The sequence below is a fragment of the Streptomyces antimicrobicus genome, assembly GCF_020532625.1.
Classification (GTDB): Bacteria; Actinomycetota; Actinomycetes; order Streptomycetales; family Streptomycetaceae; genus Streptomyces; species Streptomyces antimicrobicus.
Genome location: NZ_JAJAUY010000174.1, coordinates 1 through 11,160 on the forward strand (window position 1 = coordinate 1; position 11,160 = coordinate 11,160).

Consider the following 11,160-nt stretch of genomic DNA (forward strand, 5'->3'; position numbering starts at 1 on the left):
GGCCGCCGGGGCGCGCGAGACGCGCATCCCGGTCAAGGGCGTCCGCAAGATGACCGCGCAGGCCATGGTGGACTCCGCGTTCACCGCCCCGCACGTCACCGAGTTCATCACCCTCGACGTGACCCGGACCATGAAGCTGGTCCAGGAGCTCAAGGAGGACCCGGACCTCGCGGGCCTGCGGATCAACCCGCTGCTGCTCATCGCCAAGGCGGTGCTGGTGGCGGTCCGCCGCAACCCCGAGGTCAACGCGTCCTGGGACGAGGCGGCCCAGGAGATCGTGCTCAAGCACTACGTCAACCTGGGCATCGCCGCGGCCACCCCGCGGGGCCTGATCGTGCCGAACATCAAGGACGCGCACGCCAAGACCCTCGCGGAGCTCTCGCAGGACCTGTCCGACCTGGTGGCCACCGCCCGCGAGGGCCGGACCTCCCCGGCGGACATGCAGGGCGGCACCCTCACCATCACCAACGTCGGCGTCTTCGGCGTCGACACCGGCACGCCCATCCTGAACCCCGGCGAGGCCGCGATCCTCGCGGTCGGCGCGATCAAGCCGCAGCCGTGGGTCCACAAGGGCAAGGTGAAGGCCCGCCAGGTCACCACCCTCGCGCTGTCCTTCGACCACCGCCTGATCGACGGCGAACTCGGCTCCAAGTTCCTCGCCGACATCGCCGCCGTGCTCGAACACCCGCGCCGCCTCGTCACCTGGAGCTGAGGCACCGCACGCGCCGCCGGACGGCCGGCCCCCCCCCCGGGGGCCGGCCGTCCGCGTTCCCGGGCGCGGTAGCCTGCCTCGCCGGGGAGAGGGGGGACGGGTGCCCATCGCCGAATTGCAGGTCTACTCCGTCGAGCGGGCCGACGGAGCCGGTGGCGTGTGCGTGGTCCGCTGCGTCGGCGGCGTCGCCCGGACCGGGCAGGTGTACGCCGCCGGGGAATCGAGGGTGGGCCTGCGCCGGATCGAGCGCCACGGGCGGACGGTCGGCTTCTTCGACGCCGGGCACGTGGCCAAGGTGCACCTGACGGGCGCCGTGGTCGCGCTGCTGAGCCGGGGTCAGGTGCTGACGTCCGTACCGCCCGGCGGCCACGGCCTGCAGGAGCTGGAGGACTGGCTGGCGGGGGACCCGCCGCTGGTGGAGGAGCCGACACCGGTCGCCCTCAGGGTGCTCGCCACGCAGCGCATGCAGGACGACCGGCTGCCCGCGCCGCTACGGCTGCGCTGGGGCCGGGTCGCCCGCGCGGCCTGCCGCCGCAAGGCCGCGTGGGCGGACGAGGAGCCGCTGCTCGCGGCCGCCGAGGACGCCGCCGTGCGCGGCTACCTCATCCACCACCTCGGGCCGGACCGGGCCGATCCCGCCCGCGACCCGGCCGGGCTGTGCCGGGAACTGCTGGACCTGCTGACCCGCCTCGGCCACACCCCGCGCGGCACGACCCGGCGGGCCGCCGCCTGGCGGGAGTTGCCGCTGGACGGGATCCGCGAGCTGCGCCGGGTCAAGACCGTGCTGGTCCGGCTGGAGTCCGTACGGCCGTACCTGGTGGACGGTGACCCGCTCGGCGGGGCGGTGGACGCCTGGACGGCGGTCCGCCCCCGGCTGCCCTGAGGGGCGGCGGGGCCGCCGGGGACCGGGGGCCGCCCGGGCGAAGGGCGGTACCGGTCGGGCCAGCACCCGGGGGTGACGGCATCCGCGCAGGTCAGCGCGGGTCGTACGCCGGTTGCGCGGGCCCTTGTGCGGCGTGTTGGGCATCCGGCCGGTGACGCTGCGGTTGCGGCTCGTCACGCGGTGTCCCTGAGTGGTGGCGACGACGTCCCCTGTCATGACCGCTCCCGAAGGAGAGAACCGTGCGCAGCCTGACCCGTGTCACCGTCCCCGCCGCCCTCACCCTGACCCTCCTGGCCGCGTCCCCGGGCCTCGCGGCCGCCGCCGCGCAGCCGGCGCGCCCGGCCGCCGCCGCCCAGGCCCCCGTGCCCGGTGCCGACGCCCTGCTGGCCCAGGCCAAGACGCTGGGGGACATCGGCGGCCTGCTCAAACCGGTCACCGATCTGCTCACCACGGTGCTGAAGGCGGACAACGGCAAGGTGCCGGAGGCGGACCTCACCAAGCTGACCGGTGACGTCACCGCCGCCCTGGACAAGGTGAAGTCCATGGCCCCGGCCCCCGCCCCGGCCGTTCCGCCCGTCACCGCGCCCGCCCCGGCCCCCGCGGTGCCCCCGGTGACGGCGCCGGTGACCCCGCCGAGCGTGCCGGTGAGCCCGCCGGCGCTGCCGGTGGCCGGGCCGCCGGCCGCCCGGCCGATGCCCGCCCCGCGGGCCGCCGGCCCCGTGGAGGACGCGGTCGCCGCGCTGCGCAAGGCCGTCGACGGCCTGACCAAGGCCGCCGGGACGTGCGGCTGCGCCGCCGACGTCAAGACGCAGGCCACGGACGTGGTGAGCGCCCTGCTCCAGCTGGTGCTGGCCCTGCTGGCGAGCCTCGGCCTGCCGCTGCCGGAGCTGCCCTCGCTGCCGCTGCCGGCGAAGTAGCCGCCCGTGCGCGTCCGTACGGTCCCTCCGGGCGGGCCGTACGGACGCGCGATCCGCGCTCACGCCCGCGCTGTCGGGCGGGGCCTGAGCGCCCACTGCTGCACGGACTCCAGCGGGCCGCGTTCGAAGCGGCGCAGCCACAGCCGCGACGCGGCCGCCAGCAGCACGGCCACACCGGCCCACAGGGCCATCACCCACCAGGGGCCGTGCCCGGCGAGCCGCTCGGTCAGGCCCAGGCCGATGCCGTAGCAGGCCAGCATGCACAGCACGTTCTGCAGGACGTAGCAGGACAGGGCGGTGCGGCCGATCGCGGACAGGGAGCCGGTCAGTGCGGCGGGCAGCGGCAGCCGGTCCAGCGCCCAGCCGATCAGGCCGATGTAGCCGAGGGCCACGACGGGGGCGGCGGCGTACCGGCCGAGCAGGAAGAAGTCCTGCCCGCCGAGGGCGCAGGCGGCGTTCAGCGGCAGGCCGAGGCCGAGGCCCCACCCCGCCAGCCGGGCGCGGATCCGCCGGCCGGTGTCGGTCGGGGCGAAGGCGCCCGCCCGGTGGAGCCGGACGCCGAGCAGGAAGAGGAAGAGCAGCAGGCCGAAGGAGAGCACCGGCTCGATCCGCAGCGCCCCGGCGTTCACGAGCCGGAAGCCGATCTGGTCGGCCCAGCTGCCGTGGGCGTAGAGGTCCACGGCGACGGTCGACGGCTCCTCGGCGCCGCTGCCGCCGGAACCGCTCCCGCCGGAGGAGGCGAGCTGGCCCAGGGTCAGCAGCGTCATCAGGGCCAGGTGCAGGCCCGCCGCGGTCCACAGCACACCGCGGCGCAGGCGCTCGGAGCGGGCCAGCAGCCAGGCGACCAGCAGGGCCGTCACGGCGTAGCCCATCAGCACGTCCCAGGCGAAGACGAGCAGGAAGTGGACGGTGCCTTCCAGGAAGAGGAAGGCGGCCCGGCCCTTGTAGCGGCCCGGCCACGGGGCACCGCGGCGGGCGGCGGAGTCGTACTGGATGGCCAGTCCGACCCCGAACAGCACGGTCAGCAGCGCCAGGAACTTGCCGTCCGCGAAGAAGCGGAAGAGGAACTCGGCGAGTGTGGCGACGGACGGGTCGGCGAGGGGGTCGGGCGCGCCCAGGCCGTCCTGGAGGACGGACCACTCCGAGCCGGGCGTCGCGAAGATCCAGACGTTGGTCATGAGGGTGCCGAGGATGGCCGCGCCGCGCAGGACGTCGAGCAGCGGGAGGCGCCCGGTGGTGGCCGGGCGGGTCAGGGTGTGCGTCGCCATGTCTTCCAGCGTCCCGGCGGGCCGGGGCGGACACGTCGTGCGGCCGGACGAAGCGGGAGTACATCCTTCGATGCAGGGGACGGGCGGCCGCGTCGTCCGCATCGTGGACGGGAGACCGCCGCGCATCCGAGTTGTATCTAACCTGTGCCCATGCCCTCGACCGCGCCCGCGACCCCGCTCACGCCCGCGGCCCCGCCCGCGACCGCCGCCGGGCGGGCGCCCGCGACCGCCGCCGAACGCGTCTACCAGCACATCAAGCAGGGCGTCCTCGACCGCCGCTACGAGGGCGGGACGCTGCTGACCGAGGGAGAGCTCGCCGAGGCCGTCGGCGTCTCGCGCACGCCCGTGCGCGAGGGGCTGCTGCGCCTGGAGACCGAGGGGCTCATCAAGCTCTACCCCAAGAAGGGGGCGCTGGTGCTGCCGGTGTCGGCGCAGGAGATCGCCGACGTGGTCGAGACCCGGCTGCTGGTCGAGGAGTTCACGGTCCACCGGGCCGTCCCCGCGCCACCGGCTCTGGTCGGCCGGCTGGAGGAACTGCTGCGCGAACAGGAACGGCACGCGGCCGACGGCGACCTGGCCGCCTTCGCGGTCGCGGACCGCTGCTTCCACGCCGAGATCGTCCGGCACGCGGGCAACCAGATCCTGAGCCGGCTCTACGACCAACTGCGTGACCGGCAGCTGCGCATGGGCGTGGCGGTCATGCACGCCCGCCCGGACCGGGTCGCGCAGAACCTCGCCGAGCACCGCGAGATCCTGCTGGCGCTGCGCGCGGGGGACGCCGAACGGGCGGCCGCCTGCGTGCGCGCCCACCTCGGCCGGGTCAGCGGCCTGATGCGCGGGGCCTCGGCATGACGGGCGCGGACACGGGCACCGCCGCCGCCCGGCCCGTCCTCGCCCCCGAGCCGCTCGGAGGCCGCAGGGCCGTCGCGATCTGGTGCGTCGGGGTGTCCGTCTACTTCGTGGCCGTCATCTTCCGCACCAGCCTGGGGGTGGCCGGGCTCGACGCCGCCGACCGCTTCCACGTGAACGCCTCCGCCCTGGCGACGTTCTCCCTGCTCCAGCTGCTGGTGTACGCCGGCATGCAGATACCGGTCGGGCTCATGGTCGACCGGCTCGGTACCAAGCGGGTGCTGACGCTGGGCGCGGTGCTGTTCACCGCCGGCCAGCTCGGCTTCGCCTGCGCGCCCTCGTACGGCACCGCGCTGGCGGCGCGGGCGCTGCTCGGCTGCGGGGACGCCATGACGTTCATCTCGGTGCTGCGGCTGGGCACCCGCTGGTTCCCGGTCCGCCGGCAGCCGCTGGTGGCCCAGCTCGCGGGGCTGGTCGGGATGGCCGGCAACCTGGTCTCCACGCTCGTCCTCGCGCCCGTCCTGCACGGCGTCGGCTGGGTGCCGGCGTTCGCGGGCAGCGCGGTGGCCGGGCTGGTGGTGCTGGTCCCGCTGGTGCTGTTCCTGCGCGACCATCCCGAAGGGCACGCGCCGGAGCCCGCGCCGCGCGGCGAGCGCGGCTACGTCCGGCGCCAGATCGTCCGCTCCTGGCGGGAGCCCGGCACCCGGCTGGGGTTGTGGGTGCACTTCACCACGCAGTTCCCGGCGATGGTGTTCCTGCTGCTGTGGGGCATGCCGTTCCTGGTCGAGGACCAGGGGCTCGACCGCGGCGCGGCCGGCGGGCTGCTGACGCTGGTGGTGGCCGCCAACATGGGCTTCGGGCTGCTCTACGGCCAGCTCGTCGGCCGCCGCCCCGGCGCGCGGATCCCGCTGGCCCTGGGCACGATCGGTACCACGGCGGCGCTGTGGGCCGCGGTCCTGGTCCATCCCGGCCACGCCCCGATGTGGCTGCTGGTCGTGCTGTGCGTGGTGCTCGGCACCTGCGGACCGGCCTCCATGATCGGCTTCGACTTCGCCCGGCCCGCCAATCCGCCGGCCCGGCAGGGCACCGCGTCCGGCATCACCAACATGGGCGGCTTCCTCGCCTCGATGACCACCCTGCTGGCGATCGGCGTGCTGCTGGACGCCACCGGCGACGACTACCGGACCGCCTTCTGCGCCGTCTTCGTGCTCCAGGCCCTGGGTGTGAGCCAGATCCTCCGGCTGCGGGGTCCGGCGCTGCGCCACGAAGGGGCGCGGGAGACGGAACCGGTGGCGGCCGGCCGGACGTCCTGACGGGTACCAGCCGGTGGCGGGCGGAACGGGACGGGGGTCTGCCCCGCCCGCCACACGAGGCTGCGGCCTCCCGGGGCCGGCGCCCGGGCCTCCCGCGTCCCGTGGCCGGCGCCCGGGCCTCAGGGCGTGACGGCGAAGTGGCGCAGGATCGCGTCGGCGAGTTCCTCGTCGCCCTCGGTCTTCACCCGGTCGGCGACGGCGTGCGGCCGCACCCGGCCCGCGGCCAGGCGTACGTACGTCTCCCAGTCCATCACCAGCGTCACGGCCGGGCCCAGCGAGGGCGTGCCGTCCATGGTGCCGCGGCCCTCGGCGTCGACCCGTACGGTGCGCATGAACTCCAGCGGGCCGTGCACGTCCAGCACCACCGCCGAACCGGCCGGGGCCCCGGCCTCCTTCGCGACGACCTTCGGCAGACCGGCCAGGAGGAGGTCGCGGGCCACGTGTGCCCCCGGCGAGTCGAGGTTGCCCGGCACGCCGAGGGCGGTGCGCAGGTCCTGCTCGTGGATCCACACGTCGAAGGCGCGCAGCCGGGTGGCGAGCTCCAGGGTGACCTGGTCGCCGAGCGGGCCCCGGACCATGGTCGACGGGTCGCGCTTCTCGTTGCGCAGCTGGCGGGAGCGGCGGATGACGGTGTACTCCAGCTCGGAGGTCATCTCCGGCGCGGTGTGGTGGCGCCGGACGTCGACCTGCACCTCCATGTAGCGGGTGAACTCGTCCACCACGTGGCGCAGGTCGCGCGGGAGGGTGTGGATCGGGCGGGGATCGCCGAGCATCTCGGTCTCGATCCCGATGATGTGGGACACCACGTCACGCACCGACCAGCCCGGGCAGGGCGTCGCCCGGTTCCACTCGCCCTCCGTCAACGGGACGACGAGTTCGGATATCGCCTCGATGGAGTGGGTCCACGCATCGACATAGGGCTGAAGGCTGGGATGGACGGTCAACGGGACCCCTCGCGTGCAGTTCAGTGGCGCGTTGTGGACTTGATTTCCAAAGCTACGCTGCCGATGAGCACCCCGGCAGTGCTTTCGTGTGACGATCGTAGGCCCGAGTTGACGGACCGAAAGCCAGGACGGTGGTACTGTGCGCGCCTCCCTCATCCAAATCGCCGTGCACGACGGGGAGTCGGTGGTTTCCCGCCGCTCCCGCGTCGCGGAGCTCGTACGGGAGCAGAGCGGCAGTGATCTCGTCGTGCTGCCGGAGCTGTGGCCGGTCGGCGCCTTCGCCTACGAGCTCTTCGAGACCGAGGCCGAGCCGCTGGACGGGCCGACCCGCGAGGTGATGGCGCAGGCGGCGCGCGACGCCGGGGTCTGGCTGCACGCCGGCTCGATCGTCGAGCGCGCGGGGGACGGCTCGCTGTACAACACCGCGCTGGTCCTCTCGCCCGAGGGCGAGCTCGCGGCGACGTACCGCAAGATCCACCGCTTCGGCTTCGACCAGGGCGAGGCGGTGCTGATGGCGGCGGGCGACTCGCTGACCACGGTGGAGCTGCCCGAGCAGACGCTGGGCCTGGCCACCTGCTACGACCTGCGCTTCCCGGAGCTGTTCCGCGGCCTGGTCGACAACGGCGCGACCGCGTTCGTCGTCCCGGCCGGCTGGCCGGCCCGCCGCCGCGCCCACTGGACGCTGCTGAACCGGGCCCGGGCCGTGGAGGACCAGGCGTACGTGCTGGCCTGCTGCTCGGCGGGCACGCACGCGGGCGTGGAGCAGGCCGGGCACAGCCTGGTGGTGGACCCGTGGGGCGAGGTCCTGGCGGAGGCCGGCCCGGGCGAGGAGGTCCTCACCGTCGACCTGGACCCGAAGAAGGTGCCCGAGACGCGGGAGGCCTTCCCGGCGCTGAAGGACCGGATGCTGGGCGTGCGCCGCGGGGCTCCCCGCTCCTCTTGAACACGTTCAACGCGGCCCCTATGCTGAAGCGCGATCGAACATGTTCAGGCAGCCGGCACAGGGGCAACGAATGGGCGCGGCGAAGGCGGCGGGAGCGGGAGCGGCCGCGCGGGCCGGGGAGACAGGCGGGGCCGGCGGGGTCGACGCGGACCGGATCCACCCGCTGCAGCGGGCGCTGGCCGCGACGGCCGCGCTCCTCTCCCTGGTGGCGGTCGCCCTGTCCCGCGACTTCGGCCTCGTGCCGTTCTTCCTGGCCTGGTCGGTGCCCTTCGTGGGCGTCCTCCTCGTCCGCCGCCGTCCGGCCTTCCGCACGTACTGCCTGGCCCTCGGCCTTCCGGTGCTGCTGCTGGCGCTGCCGCTGGCCCTGGTCGGCTTCCTGATGCTGCTGCCGTCCGCCGTCCTGCTCCTGCTGGCCCGCAGCGCCGACCCGCGCCGCGACCCGGACCGGGCCCGCTTCCACGCCACGCTCGGCGTGATCGTCGTCGTCCTGTTCCTGGCGAGGATCGCCTCGGGCGGCTGAGGGCGCGTCCGTCGGACCACGGGGAGCCGGTCCACCAACGGCTCCACCCGGCGCTCGGCGAACTCGGGCGGCAAAGGGCCCGCGCGGGTCAGGGTGGCCAGGCCGTGCAGGACGGCCCGGAACGTCTCGGTGAACGGCCCCCGGCCGACGCCGTCCCCGGCGACCTCGGCCAGGGTCTCCTCGACGGCTTCCGGGCGGGGCCGCCGCGCCCGGCCCGCGAGGCGGGGGACCGGGCGCCGGGAAAACCGGTGGAGGCGGGCCCGGGTGGGCCGTTAGCGTGCTGCCCGCCACGTCGTCGAGGCAAGGACATGCCGTTGTACACCCTGTGAGACCTCCCGAGCGCTGATCTGTCGCGCGTCGCGCCGCCCGTGCGCGCCGCGTCCCTTTCTGCTGCGGATTTCTCACTGAAACCGGTGTACTCCTGTGCTCACCACCTGGGCCGTCACGCCCACCTGCCTTCCGCTCGTACTCCGTCGCTGCCACGCGTGCGCGTCCCGGCACTTCCGGCCCGCCGGCAAGTTCCGGGTCAACGCCCACCACAAGCTCCTCGACGCCTGGCTCCTCGTGCTCTGCACCGCCTGCGGGGACACCGTGAAGCTCCCGCTCCTGGAGCGGGTCAACGTCCGCTCCGTACGGCCGGAGCTGCTGGACCGGCTGCACGCCAACGACCTCGGCCTGACCGCCGAGCTGCTCCAGGACCCGGCCGTGCAGCGCCGGGGCCGCATCGCCCTCGACTGGGCCGGCGCCTGGCGCCTGGACACCGGCGGCTCGGACCACCTGGACCGCGAGGTGCTCGACGTCAGGGTCCGCTTCGCGGCCCGCATCCCCGTCCGCCCCACCCGTCTGATCGCCGGAGCCTGCGGCCTGTCCCGGGCCGAGACCGAACGCCTGGTCACCACCGGCCACCTGGTCTCGGCCGTCCCCCTGACCGGCACGATCTCGTCGGACTTCACCTTCACCCTCAAACGCTGACCGGGCCGGGCGGCGGCGGGTGGGCGAATGGCAAGCTTGAAGGATGAACGATGCTGCCCCGGCGCCCACCCCCGCGCCCGCGTCCCGCCGTGCCCGTGTCCGCGCTCCCGAGCTCGTCGGGAAGGGGGGATGGCTCAACACCGGAGGCGAGGAGCTGTCCCTGGCCGCGCTGCGCGGGCGGATCGTGATCCTCGACTTCTGGACCTTCTGCTGCATCAACTGCCTGCACGTCCTCGACGAGCTGCGCGAGCTGGAGGAGAAGCACCGCGACACCGTCGTCATGATCGGGGTGCACTCGCCGAAGTTCGTGCACGAGGCCGAGCACGCCGCCGTCGTGGACGCCGTCGAGCGCTACGGGGTGCACCACCCGGTGCTCGACGACCCCGAGCTCGCGACCTGGAAGCAGTACGCCGTACGGGCCTGGCCCACGCTCGTGGTGATCGACCCCGAGGGCTACGTCGTCGCGCAGCACGCCGGTGAGGGGCACGCGCACGCCCTCGCGCGACTGGTCGAGGAGCTGGAGGCCGAGCACGGGGCCAAGGGGACGCTGCGGCGCGGCGACGGGCCGTACGTGGCCCCGGAGCCCGTCGCGACCGACCTGCGGTTCCCCGGCAAGGCCGTCGTGCTGCCGTCCGGCAACCTGCTCGTGTCCGACTCCACCCGGCACCAGCTCGTCGAGCTGGCCGCCGACGGCGAGAGCGTCGTACGGCGGATCGGCAGCGGGGAGCGCGGGTTCACCGCCGAGGCGTTCAACGAGCCGCAGGGGCTGGCGCTGCTGCCCGACGGGCGGGTCGTCGTCGCCGACACCGTCAACCACGCGCTGCGCGTCCTCGACCCGGACACCGGCGCCGTGGAGACCGTCGCCGGCACCGGCCGCCAGTGGTGGCAGGGGTCGCCCACCTCCGGACCGGCGCTGGAGGTGGACCTGTCCTCGCCGTGGGACGTGGCCTGGTGGCAGGACAAGGTGTGGATCGCCATGGCGGGCGTGCACCAGCTGTGGACCTGGGACCCGGCCGCGGGCACCGTCCAGGTCGCCGCCGGTACCACCAACGAGGGCCTGGTGGACGGCCCCGCCGCCGAGGCCTGGTTCGCGCAGCCGTCGGGCCTGGCGGCGGCCGGGGACCGGCTGTGGATCGCCGACTCCGAGACCTCGGCGCTGCGCTGGATCGACGTCGACGGGGTCGTGCGCACCGCCGTCGGCAGCGGGCTGTTCGACTTCGGGCACCGGGACGGCGAGGCCGGCCGGGCGCTGCTGCAGCACCCGCTGGGCGTGACCGCCCTCCCGGACGGCTCCGTAGCCGTCTGCGACACGTACAACCACGCCCTGCGCCGCTACGACCCGGCCACCGACCAGGTCACCACGCTGGCCACCGATCTGCGCGAGCCCAGCGACGCCGTCCTCGTCGGGGAGGACATCGTGGTCGTGGAGTCCGCCCGGCACCGGCTGACCCGGCTGCGGCTGCCCGAGGAGGCGGTGCGGGTGCAGGACGTCGCCCACCGCACGCAGCGGGCCGCGACCGACGTCGCCCCCGGCACGCTCCGCCTCGACGTGGTCTTCCGGGCGCCGAGCGGCCAGAAGCTCGACGACCGCTACGGGCCCTCCACCCGGCTGCTGGTCAGCTCCACCCCGCCCGAGCTGCTGGCGGGCGGCGAGGGCGCCGGGACGGACCTGTTCCGGGAGCTGGTGCTGGCCGACGGGGTCACCGAGGGCGTGCTGCACGTCTCGGCGATGGCGGCCTCCTGCGACGACGACCCGGCCAACGAGTACCCGGCCTGCCACGTGCACCAGCAGGACTGGGGCGTGCCCGTCCGGATCACCGCCGGTGGCGCCACCAGGCT

At 74.7% G+C, this 11,160-nt stretch carries 11 protein-coding genes and 1 pseudogene; 9 read left to right on the forward strand and 3 right to left on the reverse strand.

All coding sequences use genetic code 11. From position 1 onward, the window contains the following. The 3 genes from LG632_RS27420 to LG632_RS27430 form a co-directional block, all read left to right on the forward strand. A partial coding sequence (locus LG632_RS27420; RefSeq protein ID WP_226730246.1) for a dihydrolipoamide acetyltransferase family protein occupies nt 1-712 on the forward strand: 712 nt, incomplete at its 5' end. A gap of 100 nt (nt 713-812) precedes the next feature. Next, nucleotides 813-1,595: a hypothetical protein gene (locus LG632_RS27425; RefSeq protein ID WP_226730247.1), complete on the forward strand. Its 783-nt coding sequence runs from the start codon at nt 813-815 to the stop codon at nt 1,593-1,595. Nucleotides 1,596-1,834: 239 nt separating this feature from the next. Then, nucleotides 1,835-2,512 carry a hypothetical protein gene (locus LG632_RS27430; RefSeq protein ID WP_226730248.1) on the forward strand — a complete coding sequence of 226 codons (678 nt, stop codon included), beginning with the start codon at nt 1,835-1,837 and terminating at the stop codon, nt 2,510-2,512. A 59-nt stretch (nt 2,513-2,571) separates the two neighbouring features. On the opposite strand, the gene LG632_RS27435 is transcribed toward LG632_RS27430, so the two are convergent. Next, complete coding sequence (locus LG632_RS27435; RefSeq protein WP_226730249.1) at nt 2,572-3,780, reverse strand: DUF418 domain-containing protein; 1,209 nt, start codon at nt 3,778-3,780, stop codon at nt 2,572-2,574. Nucleotides 3,781-3,930: 150 nt separating this feature from the next. On the opposite strand from LG632_RS27435, the gene LG632_RS27440 reads away from it, so the two are divergent. Together LG632_RS27440 and LG632_RS27445 are read left to right on the forward strand one after the other, a co-directional pair. Next, nucleotides 3,931-4,632 carry a GntR family transcriptional regulator gene (locus LG632_RS27440; RefSeq protein WP_226730250.1) on the forward strand — a complete coding sequence of 234 codons (702 nt, stop codon included), beginning with the start codon at nt 3,931-3,933 and terminating at the stop codon, nt 4,630-4,632. Further along, on the forward strand, nt 4,629-5,942 hold the full coding sequence (locus LG632_RS27445; RefSeq protein ID WP_226730251.1) for an MFS transporter: 1,314 nt from the start codon (nt 4,629-4,631) through the stop codon (nt 5,940-5,942). Before LG632_RS27440 ends, LG632_RS27445 begins: the two co-directional genes overlap by 4 nt. A 119-nt stretch (nt 5,943-6,061) precedes the next feature. On the opposite strand, the gene LG632_RS27450 is transcribed toward LG632_RS27445, so the two are convergent. Next, nucleotides 6,062-6,886: a maleylpyruvate isomerase family mycothiol-dependent enzyme gene (locus LG632_RS27450; protein WP_226730252.1), complete on the reverse strand. Its 825-nt coding sequence runs from the start codon at nt 6,884-6,886 to the stop codon at nt 6,062-6,064. Between the two features lie 139 nt (nt 6,887-7,025). Between LG632_RS27450 and LG632_RS27455 the strand changes: the two genes are divergently transcribed. Together LG632_RS27455 and LG632_RS27460 are read left to right on the forward strand one after the other, a co-directional pair. Beyond that, nucleotides 7,026-7,829 (forward strand): carbon-nitrogen family hydrolase, encoded by an 804-nt coding sequence (locus LG632_RS27455; protein WP_226730253.1) that lies wholly within the window; start codon nt 7,026-7,028, stop codon nt 7,827-7,829. Nucleotides 7,830-7,899: 70 nt separating this feature from the next. Beyond that, nucleotides 7,900-8,349: a hypothetical protein gene (locus LG632_RS27460; RefSeq protein WP_226730254.1), complete on the forward strand. Its 450-nt coding sequence runs from the start codon at nt 7,900-7,902 to the stop codon at nt 8,347-8,349. 14 nt (nt 8,350-8,363) lie between these two features. On the opposite strand, the pseudogene LG632_RS27465 reads toward LG632_RS27460, so the two are convergent. Continuing rightward, nucleotides 8,364-8,537: pseudogene (locus LG632_RS27465) on the reverse strand (TetR family transcriptional regulator); the annotation flags it as partial. Between the two features lie 235 nt (nt 8,538-8,772). On the opposite strand from LG632_RS27465, the gene LG632_RS27470 reads away from it, so the two are divergent. Both LG632_RS27470 and LG632_RS27475 read left to right on the forward strand, forming a co-directional pair. Next, the gene (locus LG632_RS27470) at nt 8,773-9,321 is read left to right on the forward strand and encodes a DUF1062 domain-containing protein (RefSeq protein WP_226730255.1); all 549 of its coding nucleotides are present in this window, start codon (nt 8,773-8,775) and stop codon (nt 9,319-9,321) included. Nucleotides 9,322-9,364: 43 nt separating this feature from the next. Further along, the coding region (locus LG632_RS27475; RefSeq protein ID WP_226730256.1) for an NHL domain-containing thioredoxin family protein at nt 9,365-11,160 on the forward strand (1,796 nt) is incomplete at its 3' end.